The 17266-nt window shown below is 51.3% G+C and carries 17 protein-coding genes; 13 read left to right on the top strand and 4 right to left on the bottom strand.

What is annotated here, in order from left to right; translation table 11 throughout:
* Nucleotide 1: 1 nt before the first annotated feature.
* Nucleotides 2-700, top strand: coding sequence for a corrinoid protein (locus tag V9K92_RS18010; protein WP_336439836.1), 699 nt, complete (start codon nt 2-4; stop codon nt 698-700).
* A gap of 75 nt (nt 701-775) precedes the next feature.
* Here V9K92_RS18010 and V9K92_RS18005 read toward each other — a convergent pair whose 3' ends face one another.
* The gene (locus tag V9K92_RS18005) at nt 776-931 is read right to left on the bottom strand and encodes an entericidin (RefSeq protein ID WP_115052654.1); all 156 of its coding nucleotides are present in this window, start codon (nt 929-931) and stop codon (nt 776-778) included.
* A gap of 68 nt (nt 932-999) precedes the next feature.
* On the opposite strand from V9K92_RS18005, the gene V9K92_RS18000 reads away from it, so the two are divergent.
* The 9 genes from V9K92_RS18000 to V9K92_RS17960 all read left to right on the top strand — a co-directional run bounded on the left by V9K92_RS18000 (nt 1000) and on the right by V9K92_RS17960 (nt 9161).
* Nucleotides 1000-1623 carry a DUF1638 domain-containing protein gene (locus tag V9K92_RS18000; protein ID WP_337354569.1) on the top strand — a complete coding sequence of 208 codons (624 nt, stop codon included), beginning with the start codon at nt 1000-1002 and terminating at the stop codon, nt 1621-1623.
* Nucleotides 1624-1692: 69 nt separating this feature from the next.
* Nucleotides 1693-2268 carry a DUF4893 domain-containing protein gene (locus tag V9K92_RS17995; protein WP_307285970.1) on the top strand — a complete coding sequence of 192 codons (576 nt, stop codon included), beginning with the start codon at nt 1693-1695 and terminating at the stop codon, nt 2266-2268.
* A gap of 68 nt (nt 2269-2336) precedes the next feature.
* The gene (locus V9K92_RS17990; RefSeq protein WP_307285973.1) at nt 2337-3008 is read left to right on the top strand and encodes an exopolysaccharide biosynthesis protein; all 672 of its coding nucleotides are present in this window, start codon (nt 2337-2339) and stop codon (nt 3006-3008) included.
* Nucleotides 3009-3127: 119 nt separating this feature from the next.
* Nucleotides 3128-3430, top strand: a complete 303-nt coding sequence (locus tag V9K92_RS17985; protein ID WP_115052651.1) for a virulence factor — start codon at nt 3128-3130, stop codon at nt 3428-3430.
* 16 nt (nt 3431-3446) lie between these two features.
* Entirely contained in the window at nt 3447-4319 is an 873-nt protein-coding gene (locus tag V9K92_RS17980) for a methylenetetrahydrofolate reductase (protein WP_337354568.1), read from the top strand.
* A gap of 10 nt (nt 4320-4329) precedes the next feature.
* Nucleotides 4330-5292 carry a methyltetrahydrofolate cobalamin methyltransferase gene (locus V9K92_RS17975; RefSeq protein ID WP_337354567.1) on the top strand — a complete coding sequence of 321 codons (963 nt, stop codon included), beginning with the start codon at nt 4330-4332 and terminating at the stop codon, nt 5290-5292.
* A gap of 141 nt (nt 5293-5433) precedes the next feature.
* Nucleotides 5434-7461, top strand: coding sequence for an ASKHA domain-containing protein (locus V9K92_RS17970; RefSeq protein WP_337354786.1), 2028 nt, complete (start codon nt 5434-5436; stop codon nt 7459-7461).
* 66 nt (nt 7462-7527) lie between these two features.
* Nucleotides 7528-8442, top strand: a complete 915-nt coding sequence (locus tag V9K92_RS17965; protein WP_115052648.1) for an ROK family protein — start codon at nt 7528-7530, stop codon at nt 8440-8442.
* Nucleotides 8439-9161, top strand: coding sequence for a copper homeostasis protein CutC (locus V9K92_RS17960; protein ID WP_337354566.1), 723 nt, complete (start codon nt 8439-8441; stop codon nt 9159-9161). The genes V9K92_RS17965 and V9K92_RS17960 overlap by 4 nt, the downstream gene beginning before the upstream one ends.
* Here V9K92_RS17960 and V9K92_RS17955 read toward each other — a convergent pair.
* Nucleotides 9151-10059, bottom strand: coding sequence for a LysR family transcriptional regulator (locus tag V9K92_RS17955; RefSeq protein WP_115052646.1), 909 nt, complete (start codon nt 10057-10059; stop codon nt 9151-9153). The two genes, V9K92_RS17960 and V9K92_RS17955, sit on opposite strands and share 11 nt — an antisense overlap.
* 137 nt (nt 10060-10196) lie before the next feature.
* Between V9K92_RS17955 and V9K92_RS17950 the strand changes: the two genes are divergently transcribed.
* Both V9K92_RS17950 and V9K92_RS17945 read left to right on the top strand, forming a co-directional pair.
* A complete protein-coding gene (locus V9K92_RS17950) occupies nt 10197-10457 on the top strand; it encodes a hypothetical protein (RefSeq protein ID WP_337354565.1) in 261 nt (86 codons plus the stop codon).
* A gap of 218 nt (nt 10458-10675) precedes the next feature.
* Nucleotides 10676-11674, top strand: a complete 999-nt coding sequence (locus V9K92_RS17945) for a GlxA family transcriptional regulator (protein WP_337354564.1) — start codon at nt 10676-10678, stop codon at nt 11672-11674.
* A gap of 5 nt (nt 11675-11679) precedes the next feature.
* Here V9K92_RS17945 and V9K92_RS17940 read toward each other — a convergent pair whose 3' ends face one another.
* Nucleotides 11680-12531 carry a DUF1194 domain-containing protein gene (locus tag V9K92_RS17940; RefSeq protein WP_337354563.1) on the bottom strand — a complete coding sequence of 284 codons (852 nt, stop codon included), beginning with the start codon at nt 12529-12531 and terminating at the stop codon, nt 11680-11682.
* Nucleotides 12532-12654: 123 nt separating this feature from the next.
* Nucleotides 12655-15168, bottom strand: a complete 2514-nt coding sequence (locus V9K92_RS17935; RefSeq protein WP_307285992.1) for a GcvT family protein — start codon at nt 15166-15168, stop codon at nt 12655-12657.
* Nucleotides 15169-15546: 378 nt separating this feature from the next.
* On the opposite strand from V9K92_RS17935, the gene V9K92_RS17930 reads away from it, so the two are divergent.
* On the top strand, nt 15547-17250 hold the full coding sequence (locus V9K92_RS17930) for a hypothetical protein (RefSeq protein WP_337354562.1): 1704 nt from the start codon (nt 15547-15549) through the stop codon (nt 17248-17250).
* The last annotated feature ends 16 nt before the right edge of the window (nt 17251-17266 follow it).

The raw sequence follows: 17266 nt of genomic DNA, 5'->3' as shown, positions 1-17266 counted from the left end.
AATGGCCGACGATGAAATCATTCTTTCGGAGCTTTCAGACGAAGAACTCGTCGAGCAAATGCACGATGATCTGTATGACGGCCTCAAGGAAGAGATCGAAGAAGGCACAAACATTCTGCTTGAACGCGGTTGGGTGCCCTATAGGGTCCTGACTGAAGCGCTGGTGGAGGGAATGCGTATCGTCGGCGAAGATTTCCGCGATGGTATCCTCTTCGTGCCGGAAGTTTTGCTGTCAGCCAATGCGATGAAAGCAGGCATGTTCATCCTCCGCCCTCTCCTTGCTGCAACCGGCGCGCCCAAGCAGGGCAAGCTGGTAATTGGCACTGTTAAGGGTGACATTCATGACATTGGCAAGAATCTCGTTGGCATGATGATGGAAGGCGCAGGGTTTGATGTGATTGACCTGGGCATCAATAATCCCGTTGAAAATTATCTGGCGGCCATTGAAGAGCACAAACCCGATATCCTTGGCATGTCGGCGCTTTTGACCACGACAATGCCGTATATGAAGGTCGTCATCGACACGATGAAGGAAAAAGGCATTCGGGACGACTATGTGGTACTCGTCGGCGGTGCACCGCTTAATGAAGAGTTCGGCAAAGCAGTCGGCGCGGATGCCTATTGCCGCGATGCGGCGGTTGCCGTTGAAACTGCGAAATCATACATGAAGCGCAAACATAATCAGATGTCGGGCGCATAATTACGAAACGGCCGCATGATAATGCAGCCGCTCGTTCTCAGTAAAATGGGAGAAAGCGCCATATTGGCGCTTTAATTATTGAGCAGAATTTGCAACGCGGTGGCCTGCGTTCTGAGTTGCATTTACAGTATTTGCGGCATCGGCACCCACGCCCCGAATGGTATTTGCGCAGCCCGCTAGTGTAACTACAGCAAGAATAGCTGCAATCGGAGCAAAGTGTGATAGTTTCATGGAAATGTCTCCCGTTCTGATAAATTAAATCCAACGTTCGCATAACGCGATGGAGCAACATCGGTTCCATGAATGTTAGCCGAAACCACACAATTCAACCGGAGCCTGTACGGGTCATTGCTTGCGGAATGATTGCACGCGAAGTGCTTGCCATTCGCGAACAGTTTGGCCTCGATCATTTACAGTTGATATGCCTGCCGGCGGAGTATCATCACTACCCTGACAAAATAGCGCCATCTGTTGATCAAGCTATTCAAAAAGCCAAGGCCGAAGGTATAACAAACATCTTCATCGGTTATGCTGACTGCGGAACGGGCGGTTTGCTGGATCGGGTATGTGAAAAGCACGGTGTGGAACGGATTGCTGGCCCTCACTGCTTTTCATTCTATGCGGGTAACGACCTCTTTGCCGCACAATGGGATGCTGACATGACATCATTTTTCATGACAGATTTTCTTGCCCGCCATTTTGACGCCTTCATGGTCAAACCCTTGGGATTGGATCGCCATCCGGAATTGCGGGACATCTATTTCGGCAACTACAAGAAGATGGTCTATATGGCACAAACAGACAATCCAGAACTGAGCGTAAAAGCTGAAAAAGCCGCAGAGTTCTTGGGATTAGCTTACGAGCGTCGGCTTACCGGCTATGGCGACCTGGTACCTGCGCTGAAGGCGGCAGCCGGTCACTGAACGGCCTGCCTCCCCCAATGTCAGCGAGTTTAATTTCTCTTTGTTTTCTGATTCCAACAGGAATTTTCCATGCGATTTCCCATTTTGACAGTTCTTCTGATCTGCATCGCCCATTCTGCTTTTGCGGATGGGACCATCAACAAAATCATCACGGCCTCAGACAAAGTTCGTCTCGCCTCGCATGAAACAACCAAAGCGCAGGCGTTGAGCGAAGCAAGAAAAGGCGGAGAACCGGCAGATATAGCCAAACTCAACGATATTCTTGCCGCGCCCACTCTCGGATTTGGTGAGAATTTTGACATGACCGGCAACTGGCAATGCCGCACAATAAAGCTTGGGAAAACCACGCCGCTGGTAATTTACAGCTGGTTCAAATGTCGTGTCACCGATGATGGATCCGGTTGGATGCTGGAAAAGATAAGCGGATCGCAGCGTACCAAAGGTCGCTTCTTCACTGATAGTGACACAAGGCTGATCTATTTGGGAAGTGGCTTTATTGCTGGTGAAAAGCCGAAAAAATATGGTTCTGGCGCTGATACTGACGAGGTAGGTTATGCCTACCGAATGTCAACGAACTCGTTCCGGATTGAGTTTCCCTCACCAGCGCTCGAGTCAATTTTGGATGTTCTGGAATTAAAACGTTAAGCCCTTTCGTCATTGCAATGTCACCAAGCTCACGCCATATGCGTCGAAAGCACAAGCAAGACGAGAACATGACTGCTACTCAAGCAAACCATAAACCAAGTCCTGAGGACCACATAGAAGAGATGCAAGCGGACAACGATCCGCGGCCTCTCTCTCAGGTTTTCAAGGATTTATCTCTTTCCGTTACCGCTCCTGTTTCATTCACCGAACTGGAGGACGCATTTACGGATCGCAGTTTTGCTGCGCTGTTGACGTTCTTTGCCATCTTGAACCTTCTGCCACTGCCCCCTGGCACTGGAATAGTCACAGGTATCCCCCTTGTGCTTGTGTCGGTTCAAATGGTCATGGGACGGGATTCCGTTTGGCTGCCCTCTTTTCTGCGCACAAAGTCAATTTCGCCTGAACGTTTCAGGCAGGTTTCCGACAAGATTGTGCCCAGGCTCCAATGGCTCGAGCGCTTTATAAAACCACGCAACTGGCCGTTTGGTCGGAAACAAGGCGACCGCTTGCTCGGTGCTTTTACTACTATTCTCGGCATGTCAGTCGTATTGCCGATGCCGCTTTCAAACTGGCTCCCAGCGCTCGCAACTGCAATTATCGGAATTGCCTTATGTGAACGCGATGGGCGACTATTGTTTGCAGGGCTTACAATAGGTGTTGTCTCAATTGCGATTGTCGCTGGTTTTGCCTTCGTCGCTGCCAGCGTTATTACCTATGCAGCAAGTTTTTGGCCCTTCTAAAATAAGTTGTCGCAAAAATAGCACCACGGTACGTCGCATTTGAGTGCCCGTGCGTCGTGAGATAGCTAGCTTAGCCCAATATTTTCCGGCACAAGGAACGTTGTCGGAGGACCTTTTGCATGGCTGATCTCATTGTCGTTTATTGGCGGGATATACCCGCCCAAGTGACCGTCAAAAAAGGCCGCCAGGCAGCAAAGCGTGAACTCCCCATTCGTTTTACTGAAGCTATCGACATGTGCGCGATGCGCATAGGTGCCAAAGATTCTGACGCTTATCTGGCCGAATGGCGTCGCGGCACGCCGGTGCCTGTCAGTGACGATCTTGAAACTGAGGCTGATACGGCCCTCGCCCGTATTGACAATGATTATGACCGGGAACGCCTTGTGGCGCTTGTAAAGGCAGGTGGACATGACAATTCATGAATTGAGAGCGAAGCCAATGACAAAAATCGCAGCATCAATCGAAGTCGCAGCGCGCCAGGCTATCGAATCCCAAGACCTTCCGGGCCTTTTCCCGACGGGTACGCGTGTTTATATCACTGACATGGGCAGCGATAGCGTTGATACGCTCACAGCGGCTGCAAAGCGCGTTCATGATCTTGGATATAAGCCTGTTCCACATTTCGCTTCGCGTCGCCTTTCGACAAAAGCTGCCTTGGAAACCCGCATTCAACGCGCTGCGCAGGAAGCTGGCGTCACAGATGTCCTCGTCATTGGCGGTGGTCTTGAGCGTCAGGCCGGTGAATTTTCTTCCACAATGCAGGTTCTTGAAACCGGCTTTTTTGATAAATATGGCATTACGGAAATGGGTGTTGCCGGTCATCCGGAAGGAAGCCCTGAGTTTTCCGAAGCTGTTGCTTTGGAGGCGCTTCGCCTCAAGAAGAATTTCGGTGAACGCACCGGTGCTCGTATTCGGGTAGTCACCCAGTTCGGTTTTGATGCTGATCGCTTTATCCGTTATTCGGAATCGCTGCGCGAGCATGGCGTGGATTTGCCAGTCCATCTGGGCGTCGCAGGCCCCGCAAAAATCACAACGCTGATTAAATATGCTGCAATGTGTGGTGTAGGTAATTCAATCAGCTTCTTGAAGAAGAATGCGCTTTCGCTAACTGCGCTCGCGACAAGCCATTCTCCGGAGGGTGTAGTTGGCCCAATCGAGCAGCACGCGATTGCCAATCCGGCATCCGCGATCAAGCAGATACACGTGTTTCCGTTTGGTGGCCTGAAGAAATCATCCGAATGGCTGGTTGATCGTGGTTCATGGAACTTGAACGCTACACCCTACCTAGCAGTCAACTCAGCGGCCAATTAAGGATTTCTGCATGACCCGTACGATCGTTGCCTCGGCAACCAGAGAGATCATCATAGGTTTCGATCAGCCTTTTTGCGTAATCGGCGAGCGGATCAACCCTACCGGGCGCAAGAAGCTTGCCGCAGAGATGGTGGCTGGAAACTTCGATACTGTCATCAGGGATGCACTGGAACAGGTGGCCGCTGGCGCAACCATGCTGGATGTGAATGCCGGGGTAACCGCGGTGGATCCGAATGCTACGGAGCCTGATCTTCTGGTCAAGACACTTGAGATCGTACAGAATCTGGTTGACGTGCCGCTTTCCATAGACAGTTCGGTTACAGCAGCTATCGAAGCTGCGCTGCGTGTTGCCAAAGGTCGTCCATTGGTGAATTCAGTAACCGGTGAAGAGGAAAAACTAGAAGCAATTCTTCCGCTTATAAAGAAATATAATGTCCCGGTCGTAGCCATCTCGAACGACGAGACCGGAATTTCCATGGATCCGGACGTTCGCTTTGCGGTTGCCAAGAAGATCGTTCAACGTGCCGCTGATTTCGGCATTCCCGCCCACGACATTGTTGTCGATCCGCTGGTCATGCCCATCGGAGCCCTCGGCGATGCGGGACGTCAGGTATTTGCCCTGCTGCGCCGCCTGCGGGAAGAACTCAAGGTAAATACCACTTGCGGCCTGTCAAACATTTCGTTCGGTTTACCGCATCGTCATGGCATCAATGCCGGTTTCATTCCAATGGTCATCGGCGCTGGAATGACGTCGGCCATTATGAATCCCTGCCGCCCACAGGAGATGGAAGCGGTGCACGCTGCCAATGTTCTCAACGGCACTGATGCCAATTGCACCTATTGGATCAAAAAATACCGTGACCACCAGCCAGCAGGGGCAGGTGCAACTGCGGGAATTTCTGTCCCTGCCGATTCATCCGGTGGTGGTCGTCGCCGTGGTGGACGAGATGCGCGACGCGGCGTCGCAAGCTAGCCGTTTGCGTCAGACGCTCGGCCCGGCATAGATAGGTGGAGGCTACACCCTGCCCTCCACCTAATGAGTTTTGGAGTACCGATCTTGAACGCACCCGTTAAAACACCTGAAAGCTCCGCCAGAGAAGCACTCGTGCTTTTCATGCCTTCAGGAAAGCGTGGTCGCTTTGCAGTTGGCACTCCTATCCTCGATGCAGCGCGTACTCTCGGCGTATATGTCGAAAGTGTTTGCGGCGGTCGCGGTATTTGCGGCCGTTGTCAGGTCGAAGTACAGGAGGGTCGCTTTGCCAAACATGGCATTACCTCCTCCAACGATCATATTTCGGAATTTGGCGCCAAAGAGCAACGATACGCGGAAAAGCGGGACCTCAAACAAGGCAGGCGCCTGTCCTGTTCGGCGATGATCCTTGGCGATCTTGTTGTCGACGTTCCGCAAGACGTTCAAGTCAATGCACAGGTCGTACGCAAAGAGGTCGATACACGCGTGATCGAGCGTAATCCCGCTATCCGCATGTGCTATGTCGAGGTTGAAGAGCCCGACATGCACAAACCGCTTGGCGATCTAGACCGACTGAAGGCTGCGCTCGAAAAGGAATGGGGCTTTCACAATATAGACGTCGACACCTATCTTCTCGCCGATGTTCAGAAGATACTTCGCAAGGGCGAATGGGGCGTCACTGCCGCTATCCACCATGATGAAGAGACATCCCGCCCAACCATGATCGGCTTGTGGCCTGGCCTCAAGAATGAAGCCTATGGCATTGCTTGTGATATAGGCTCCACGACGATTGCCATGCATCTGTCGTCGCTTCTTTCAGTTCGTACCATCGCGTCGGCGGGCACGTCCAATCCGCAAATCCGCTTCGGCGAAGACCTGATGAGCCGCGTCTCATATGTCATGATGAATCCGGACGGACGCGAAGGCATGACCACCGCCGTTCGTGGGGCGATAAATGAACTGATCGACAGGGTCTGCGCCGAAGGCGGAGTTGCCCGCGAAGATATTCTCGATGCAGTTTTCGTCGGTAATCCGATCATGCACCATCTTTTCCTCGGCATTGATCCGACCGAGCTAGGTGGAGCGCCATTTGCGCTGGCGGTTTCAGGCGCTGTGCATCTCAAATCATCTGACATTGGCCTTCCGATGAATCCCGGAACCCGTGTTTACATGCTGCCATGTATTGCTGGGCACGTTGGCGCTGATGCTGCAGCCGCCACTCTGGCGGAAGGCCCGCATCGCCAAGAAGAGATGATGTTGCTGGTTGATGTTGGCACCAATGCCGAGATCGTTCTGGGAAATCGTCATCGTACAGTTGCCGCCTCATCGCCGACTGGTCCGGCCTTTGAAGGTGCAGAAATTTCTGGTGGTCAGCGTGCAGCACCCGGCGCCATTGAGAGGGTTCGCATAGATCCTGTAACTCTGGAGCCTCGCTTCCGGGTGATCGGCACAGAACAATGGTCCGACGAGCCGGGCTTTGATGACGCTGTGGCGGCAAGCGGTATTACCGGCATTTGCGGCTCTGCCATTATTGAAGTCGTTGCGGAGATGTATCTGTCTGGAATAATTTCCGAAGATGGCGTGATCGACGGTAGCCTTGCTGCCAAATCACCACGCGTTATGGCAACTGGCCGCACGTTTTCCTACCTTTTGCACGAAGGTATGCCGACAATTACCATTACCCAGACAGATGTCCGAGCCATTCAGCTGGCAAAAGCGGCACTTTATGCCGGGGTCAAGTTGCTGATGGACAAGTTGGGCATTGATCACGTCGATCAAATACGGTTTGCCGGTGCCTTTGGCTCGTTTATCGATCCGAAATACGCCATGGTTCTCGGTCTGATCCCTGATTGCGATTTGGACAAGGTTCAAGCCGTGGGTAACGCGGCGGGTACCGGCGCACGCATGGCTCTGCTAAACCGTAACTATCGCCGCGAAATCGAGGACACTGTTACTCGCATCGAGAAAATTGAAACTGCTCTTGAACCGAAGTTCCAAGAACATTTCGTTTATGCAATGGCGATGCCTAATAAGGTCGATCCTTTCCCAAAACTGTCCAAAGCCGTTACCTTGCCTCCACGCAAAAATGTCAGCGAGGATGGCATTGCAGGTGACGCCACGCCGCGTCGCCGTTCACGTGAGGATCGCGCTGCCCGCCGATCACGTGATTAGCTTTGTTACTTTCGTAATTTCCGCTATCAAACAACCTCATATGAGTGATTCCGGAAATTACCACCTATGATAGCGTGTTTTGATATTGGTGGCTCAGCCATCAAGGGTGCGATAGCCTATTCGCCAGAAGATATTCGCCCTTTGTCCAAGGTTGCTACTCCCCTGCACGACTTCGATCTATTTGCCATGGCAATAGAAAAAATTGCGGCTGATGGCGGCGTGGCTCCGACAAGTCTGATATCTATATCAATCGCGGGAGTTGTCGACTCTGACACTGGCGTGATCACTTGTGCCAATATCCCATGTATAAATGGCCGCCGGTTGGTTGCGGACCTTAGTGAGAAACTGAAACGGCCAGTGCTTGTGGCAAACGATGCTGACTGTTTTGCATTGTCCGAAGCTGTCGTCGGTGCTGGACGCAATCATCGGGTTGTCTTCGGCATCATTCTGGGAACAGGCGTTGGCGGTGGCCTGGTTATAAACGGCAAAATTCACGAGGGGACTGGAGGTTTTGCAGGCGAATGGGGCCATGGTCCTGTTTCGGCGACACTTGCAGGCAACCCGCCCATTGCCATACCTCGTTATGCGTGCGGTTGCGGTCAGATTGGCTGCGTTGATGCAGTAGGAGCGGCTCGCGGCATGGAACGGCTCCATGCACATATTCACGGTGTTTCGCTTGCCAGCACAGAGATTATTGCAGCTTGGGATGCTGGTGACGAGGCAGCAGCTCGAACGATTGACGTTTATGTTGATATTGTAAGCGCACCATTGGCAATGACACTCAACATAGTCGGAGCCTCTATTGTACCAGTTGGCGGAGGACTCGCTAATTCCCGCTCCCTGATCGGCAAACTGGACGAAGCAGTTCGCCGCCGTATCTTAAGACGGACTGACAGGCCGCTGGTAATTCCGGCAGAACTTAAGATTGAACCCGGCTTGATCGGCGCTGGAGTTCTAGGATTGATGGAACTGCCTAAATGACTGTTTTACTTGAAGTTTGCGTGGATAGTCCTGAAGGGTTGGCAGCGGCAATAAAGGGTGGCGCTGACCGCGTGGAACTCTGTTCCGCACTCGAGCTCGGTGGCTTGACGCCAACTCCCGGCCTGATCGGTCAAGCTGCTGCCTCATCAATACCTATCTACGCGATGATCCGGCCCCGTCCAGGAAACTTCGTTTTCAACGAAACTGATGTCGATGCAATGCTTCGCGAAATCGATGTTATTCGTGCGAGCGGTCTTTCAGGTGTTGTTTTTGGCGCAAACCTGATCAGCGGCGAGTTGGATCACAAGACGCTTGAACGTCTAATCCGGCAATGCAGCGGACTGGGTGTTACGTTGCATCGTGCATTTGACCTCGTGCCAGACCTTGAAGATGCCATTAATATGGTAGTCGATCTTGGATTTGAAAGAATCCTCACCTCCGGACGCGCGCCAACTTCTCGCGAAGGTGTTGATGATCTGCAGCAAACGTTTGAGCTTGCTGACGGACGGATAAAAATCATGCCCGGATCGGGCGTCAACATCGACAATGCCGAGATGCTCCTTGATCGCATTCCCTTTGCAGAAATACATTCATCTTGCGCGGTTTCCCGGCCCATTGTCAGTGAATCGGCAAGGCGGCTTGGTTTTGAAACCGCCTCGCAAAAGCAGACTTGCCCGGATCTCGTTAGAGCTTTGAAAAACTATTGCCTCAGCAGGTAAGTTTGCCAGTACGTTCATACCCTTCGAAATAGACGCGAAGATGTTGAGCTACTGCTTTAATGTGGGCACCGGCATTCTTGGTGACGAGCATACCAAGCTTTGATTCACCAAGCTCGGGTAATCCGTGCTCTGGTCCAAGTTGAACCATATTGTCATCCAGAAGAAACTTCGAGAATGGTGCGACCGCTAAATCGGCAACGATGGCTGCGCGCTGGCCCATCGTATGTGCGCTCATATAAGCGACGCGATAATCGCGGCCCATGCTCTCCAATGCCTCAATGGCGTTGGCACGCCAGATGCAGCCCTCCTCCCACATCGACAACGGCAGTGGACTGCGTTCGTGGGCATTACCGCACTTGGCTCCGGCCCAGATAATCTTTTCAGTCATGAGAACTTCAATTTCATCATGCTTCGCCAATGTCTCATTGACATTGACCAAGGTCACGTCGAGACGCTGCTCATCAAGGCGCTTCCGTAGGTTGTTGCTCTGATCGATAACCACGTCGACTGTCACATCCGGGTGCGACTCAGCAAATCTCTTTAAGACAAACGGGAGCACCCTTTCTCCTACATCGTCCGGTGCTCCCAGCCGCACAACACCAGAAACTGTCGGAGCAATAAATTTTGCAACTGTTTCGCGGTTCAGTGAGAGCATGCGCTTGGCATAACCCAGCAATATCTCGCCACTTGGGGTCAGCTTTACTGATCGTGCGTCACGTTCCAACAGAACATGACCGAGCACCTCTTCCAGCTTCTTGATTTGCATCGAAACTGCGGAAGGGGTGCGGAAGACTGCATTGGCAGCGCTGGAAAAGCTGCCAGTTTCGGCAATCATTGCAAATGTGCGCAATACGTCCAGATCCAGGATCGGAATCGGGTGATGCATTGGTGCTGACATGTCACATCCTCACAGATCAATTTTTCTTAATTATACCATTCTCTAATTTCGTTTGATTGAACATCAATTAGCGCCGATAGTCAAGTGTATCGAAAGGTAAGCACGAAGCACCTTTCTTTTCAAAAAGGAGAACGAAGATGAGTATTTGTGACGAAGGCTATAATAAGGGCGAGATTGGATTTTCCGAGCGTATTGCAGCTTCCATTAACGAGCACGTACACGGCTTGGCGCGAGCTGTTTTGAATGCACGCGATTCCGTTATTCGCAACCGCAGATTTCACGCTACGGAAAGTGCACTTGATTCACTGCCCGAAGGTATTCGGCAAGATATTGGCTGGCCTGATCTGTACGAGCGTCAGGTGCAGGAATGCAATGAAATGAAACACCGGCCAAATTAAATGCGAGGCCAATTCAAAAAAGGGAGCAGATAACGAACTATCTGCTCCCTTTAATATTAGTTACACCTGCGCTTTTGCGACACAGGGCCAAGCCCTTCCATTTAGAATAGTTCTATGGTTGTATCTGAAAAAAAGCTCTAAAGACCACGCCCGCCGCCGGAACATGCTGGTTCAGGTGCGACATGGCCTTAAAGCCAGATACGGGAACATAGGTCAACATGGATCAAGTCGGTCTCACCAAGCGCTCTTTCGTATTTTTTCTGGTTCCGAATTTCTCTATGATCGCATTTGCGACTGCGATCGAGCCTTTGCGTATTGCCAATCGCATGTTGGGATATGAGGCATATCGTTGGCGCCTCGCATCGGTGGATGCAAAGCCGGTAACAGCATCAAATGGCGTTGAATGCGCCGCCAATTCCTCGCTTGAAGATGAGCGGCGTTACTTGACCGGCGAAGACCGTCCATCAATGGTCTTTGTTTGCTCGGGCGTTCACGTTGAAAAGTTCCAGAACAAGTCCGTTTTTGCCTGGCTTCGCGAGGAATTCAACCGCGGCGTCGCGGTCGGTGGACTATGTACAGGTGCGCATATACTGGCTGCGGCTGGCCTGCTCTCAGGCAAGCGCTGTGCCATTCACTGGGAAAACCTGCCCGGCTTTGCGGAAGCCTTTCCTAAAGCTGATGTTTATGCCGATCTTTTTGAGGTCGATGGCAATATTTACACCTGTGCCGGGGGCACTGCTGCGCTCGACATGATGCTCAAACTTATTGGTGATGATTTTGGCGACAATATCGTCAACCGCGTTTGCGAGCAGGCTCTAACCGATCGAGTCCGCAGTCCGCATGACCGCCAACGTCTGCCTCTCCGTGCGCGGCTAGGTGTACAAAATTCAAAAGTGCTTACGATTATCGAGCTGATGGAAGCGCGACTTTCCGAGCCACTTTCATTGATAGAAATTGCCGATCATGTCGGCCTATCTCGCCGCCAGATTGAACGCTTATTCCGCCAGGAAATGGGGCGTTCCCCTGCTCGCTACTATCTGGAAATCCGGCTTGATCGTGCACGCCATCTGTTGATCCAATCGTCAATGCCCATTGTTGAAGTCGCGGTAGCTTGCGGATTTGTTTCCGCCTCACACTTTTCAAAATGCTATCGCGAACTATATGGGCGCTCGCCACAACAGGAGCGCGCTGATCGCAAGCTGCTTATGGCTGCCTAGTCAGGTTAGCGGGACTCCCAGTCCTGCATCCGCTTTTGCCATATTCGCTCTCCGGACAAACAATCGTATTCCCGCTTGTTCTGTACAACCGAGATAGGAGGCATATCTGATGAGCGATAATCCACCTTGTGCACATCGAATGCACCTCCCGCTAATTCGAGGACAAGCTTGCGTCTTACCGCCTCAGGAAATTGATCCCACGAATTGACGGGAATCATGAATGCACCGGGCCCGCCAATGACACAGTTTGTGTAATAGACATCCAAATCCTCGACGGCCCAATCGGAGTAAAAATCGCCCCGGGTCATAAGGGGCAATCCATTTATCGTTACACCCTTTGCGGTCGCATCATTTCTGGCTTCAAGTACGGGGCGTCCATTATTGTTTGCACCATCTCCAGAAACATCGATGACACGGCGCAACCCTTTAAAACCGTTATCATCGAAAAGGGTGGTGCCAAAGTCGATGACGCCTGAGATAGACGTCCTGCTTTGTGTTGTTGGGATAGGCGCTGCAAGTAGGGATGCGAACTTTTCAGCAGATTCTGTACTGTCCACCACCATCCATGGAACGATGACCCGTTGCATTGTCGAGCCTGCCCATTCGACATAGGTAATCGCAACCTTGCCATGAACGCCCTCCTGAATGGCGCGAACCACGTCTCTTTGCCGAAAAGCCGCAACGTAACCATCTCTCTGAATTTTTTGCTCAAAACTTTGCATCGAGCGCGATGCGTCAACCGCAAGAACAAGCTCTACATCCACATCAATTTCGTTTGATTGTGAGCGCGCCAAGGAACTGGCCAAGAGCGCCGCCAGTATCAGAAAACCGCAAAGAGCTTTCTTTTGTGATGACATATGGAAAGTGTACCGCAAAATGAAATAACGCAAAGCGGGTTTGTACTTGTTCACGCGCAGTTGAATGAACACAAAAGAAAAATGGCGCCAAACGGCGCCATTTTTATTTTTCAACGAAGGTTATTAAGCCTTCAGTCGTTCATTTTCAGTGTCGAAAGGTGATTCCGGAATGACCGTGGCCTTGTGAGTCTTACCGAGAATCTTGATTTCGAGTTCTGTACCCAAAGCCGAGTATTCCGGCTTTACCATTGCCAGCGCAAGACTTTTACCCAAGCGCCAGCCGTAAGTACCGTGAGTTGCACGTCCAACGAGTTCGCCTTTGGAGTAAATTGGTTCACTGCCCCTTGCGTCGACATCGGATACGCCAGGTACATGCACCTCCAAGGTAACGAAGTTCCATTTCAAGCCGTCTTCACGTGCCTTCACGACAGCGTCGCGACCAATAAAGTCACCCTTGTTCGGATGAACAAACCGGTCAAGTCCACTTTCAAAGGCATTATACTCAATGGATAGTTCGCGTGGGATGAGACGGTAGGACTTCTCAACGGCCATTGCAGTCATGGCACGGATGCCAAATGGCTTGATGCCAAACTCTGCGCCGGCTTCAAGCAACATTTCGTATATGGCGCTCTGCTGTTCGATGGGGTGATGCAATTCCCATCCGAGCTCGCCGACGAAATTAACTCGGAGGGCATGAGCAGTCGCAGTGCCTACGCTTATTTCTTTACCGGACAGCCAAGGGAATGCTTCATTGGAAAGATCTGCACGTGTCAGCTTCTCAAGCACCTTGCGGCTGTTTGGTCCAGCAAGAACCAAAACCCCATAGGTCGACGTGATGGGACGTAGCGATACTGAGCCATCGGTTGGCAATAGCTTATAGAGATAATCATGATCGTGGTTCTCATATGCCCCGGCAGAGACCAAATAGAATTTGCCAGGCACCCACTCATAGACCGTGAACTCAGAGCGAACGCCACCCTGCTTCGTCAGAAGATGGCAAAGTGCGATGCGTCCCTGTTTTTTGGGGATGCGGTTCGCCAGAATTGAATCAAGCCATTGGCGTGCACCAGGACCCGACACTTCCATTTTAGCGAACGCTGACATATCGAGCAGGCCGACATTGCTGGTAACGTTCTTGATCTCGAGGCCAACATGTTCGAAGTAATTCGAACGGCGAAATGACCACAACTCCTTTACTTTGCCGTTTACCGGCTTGGGATGATTGTGATTCATCAGGACGTCCGGCTTGTCCAGCTTTGCGACGTCCAGTTCATATTCTATCGGTGCAAACCAGTTGGCGCGTTCCCAACCATAGACAGTCCCGAACACAGCACCCAATTCCTTCTGGCGCTCATATGTTGGCGAGCGCTTCAAGGGGCGCGCTGCACCGCGTTCTTCATCCGGATAATGAACTGAGAAGACTTCCGCATAGGCCTCTTCGTTCTTTTCTTTGAGGTAACCCTCAGTTGCGTAGGGTCCAAAGCGTCTTGGATCGACACCCATCATGTCGATGGAGGGTTCGCCTTCCACAATCCATTCTGCCAACTGCCAGCCAGCGCCGCCAGCTGCAGTCACGCCAAAGGAATGACCTTCATTGAGCCAGAAATTTTTCAGGCGGGGCGCAGGTCCAATGATCGGCGAACCATCTGGCGTATAAGCAATAGCACCATTATAGACCTTCTTGATGCCAACTTCGCCAAAGGCGGGAACCCGCGCAATGGCTGTTTCAATGTAAGGCTCCAGCCTGTCCAAATCTTCCTGGAAAAGCTCGTATTCGCTGCCATCTGAAGGTCCATCGACATAGCAGACCGGAGCGCCGCGCTCATATGGCCCAAGTAAAAGCCCGCCATTTTCTTCGCGCATATACCAGGAACTATCACTTTCGCGCAGAACGCCCATCTCCGGCAAGCCTTTTGCTTTGCGTTCAACGATAGCGGGATGAGGCTCTGTAACAATGTATTGGTGCTCGACCGGAATAACCGGTACATCGAGCCCCACCATTTTGCCGGTCTTTCGAGCAAAATTACCGGTGGCGGACACAACGTGATCCGCGGTGATATCGCCTTTATCGGTCTTTACCAGCCATTTATCGGACGGCAACTGTTCGATGCCAAGCACAGTTGTATAACGATAGATCGTTGCACCGCGATCGCGTGCGCCTTTGGCAAGCGCCTGTGTCAGATCAGCCGGTTGAATATATCCATCTTCGGGATGCTGAATCGCGCCCAAAATTCCGTCCATCTCCGCGAGAGGCCAAATTTCCTTTACCTGATCCGGTGTCAGTAGCTTCACCGGTACTCCGATCGTCTCAGCGACACCGGCATAATACATGTACTCGTCCCAGCGATCCTTGGTACGGGCAAGACGAATATTGCTGCAATTGGTAAAACCGACATTCATACCGGTTTCTTCCTGCAGCTCCTGATAGAATTTTACTGAGTACTTGTGGATTTGGCCTACTGAATAGCTCATGTTAAAGAGCGGAAGCAGGCCAGCCGCATGCCAGGTGGACCCGGAAGTCAGTTCTTTCCGTTCGATCAGGACAACGTCGCTCCAGCCTTTTTTGGCCAAGTGATAAAGTGTTGAAACACCCACCACACCTCCGCCGATAACGACAACACGCGCCTCAGTTTTCATTTCTAAACATCCTTTGGTATCGATCGAGGGGTTCGAACGGCATCTATGATTTTTTGCACTATGCCGTTCTGTGTGTCTATTGCTAAGGCCTGTTTGCGACATGCCCAAAACATGGCGCGACGCATAGTAAACACTGCCTGCCTTGACTAAAAAACTTGAAGATCAGCCATACAATTTAACGCAATATGGAGAACTGAAGGGTAGGGTCATAAGCTGTTAGTCCCGGTGAAATGGTACAAGGCTTTTTCGTTTGGACAAGATGAGCAAAGGCGAAGGGACCGTGATCCATTTGCAAGCCTTTGCGACAAAGCTGCCGGGCAAAATTGACGCGACCCTGATCATCAATTGTAAAAAGTGAACGAGCTGAAGCGAAAGCAAATGGTGGATTTGACAACGGGCAGGAAACAATCGGTTACGTGGTTTTTTTCGCCATTGAGTTTGCTGTTTCTAACTGCACTGGTTCTCTGCGTTCTACTGAGCTTACCGCTCATTATTCCCATCGGCCCGATGTACTGGGATACCTACATATATCTGGACGCAGCACAGCGGTTGAAGCTCGGACAAATTCCCGCCGTCGATTTTCAAGCCCCCGTCGGCGCTATGGAATATTATCAGTTTTATTGGTTGCAAACGCTTTTTCCTGCTGGGCAACCGACATTGCTGGCGCAATGGTCTGTCCTGATATCAGCAATGCCGCTGATGGCGGCAGTTATTGCCGTGGTAGATAAAGACAATCGCAAATTAGCGATGGCTATCCTAATACCTTTTCTGATTTTTGCGCTTTGTCCTATGAATACCCAAGCCTTTCATTCCTATCCAGGCGTGAGTGGGTTTGGCATCTACAATCGCCACACGTCTTTATTTCTCTACATCTTAACAAGCGCGCTTATATTTTTGCCGAGAGGTCGCGCCTTAGCAATTATTGCGGCGCTGGCGATGCTTGCGCTTTTTTTCACGAAGATCACGGGATTTCTTGCGGGGGGAATGATTGGCCTTTTTGCCGTACTTACAGGCCGTTTCCTGCTACGCCATGTAATTCTGGCACTCGCGGTTTTCATGATTGTCTTAGCGGGACTTGAGCTCAATAACGGAATGGTCTCATCCTATATCGCAAACATCATTGCGCTGGTCAGTTTGAACGAAGGACTATTGATTTCACGTTTTCTGACGGTCTTTTCGAATAAACTCGACGTTATAATTGCTGCAGCCGGTCTGATCATCTTTTTGTTTTGGCTTGATTGGCGCGGCCATTCCCAAACAACAATGTTGCAGAAAAGCAGGTCTTTTCTCGACCGGGATTGGCTATGGGTCAGCATCTTAATGGTTGCAGGGACATTCCTTGAGACGCAAAACACGGGCAGCCAGGAGTTTATCTTCCTTTGGCCGGTTTTGCTGGCGATAATTTACAAGTCGACGGCATTTGACGAAAAAAAACGGCTAATCATCTTTTGCCTTATCGCCTTCACTGCCATTCCCACGGTAACGAAGGTCATCCACGGCACTTTGCGTTTTGTCGCCGTTGCTCCCAATTATATCCCTGCCCCGGTATCCGAATTAAAAACAATGGGACTGGTTTCGACGCGTGCAGATATAATGGACCGAGCCCTTCTCCTGGAAAACCATTATACGCAAAACGCTAAGCCCTATCAGCAGCTGGCTGATGAAGGGCAATTGCCCAGCTGGCGGCTCTATGCCGAGCTTGACTATCAGATGTACTGGCTTTTATCGGTCGACCATGCGGTTAAAGCCATCAAGCAATTTGAGGCTACAAACAATATACGTCTCAATAGCTTGATGAACCTTGATTTCACTGATCCATTTCCCTGGATATTGGATCGGGATGCCACGCGGCATATTCAAATTGGTGCAGATCCATTCCGCACAGTCGGGACGCTCACGCCATTGGTAGAAGCTTCTGTGCGCGCCACAGACGGTGTACTACGGCCGACTTGCCCGACAACAACAGCGCGGCGTCATCTACAAGACATCTACGCCAAAGCGCTGGACGATCGGACAATCATCAAACTCAACGAGTGTTGGGATCTCTTGCTCAGATCAGGAATGAGGTTACCAACCCAATAGAAAAAGCCGGACAAAG

This window comes from Phyllobacterium sp. CCNWLW109 (assembly GCF_037203905.1).
Classification (GTDB): Bacteria; Pseudomonadota; Alphaproteobacteria; order Rhizobiales; family Rhizobiaceae; genus Phyllobacterium; species Phyllobacterium ifriqiyense.
The sequence above is the reverse complement of the archived record's forward strand: the minus strand, read 5'-3'. Positions and strand labels throughout refer to the sequence as shown.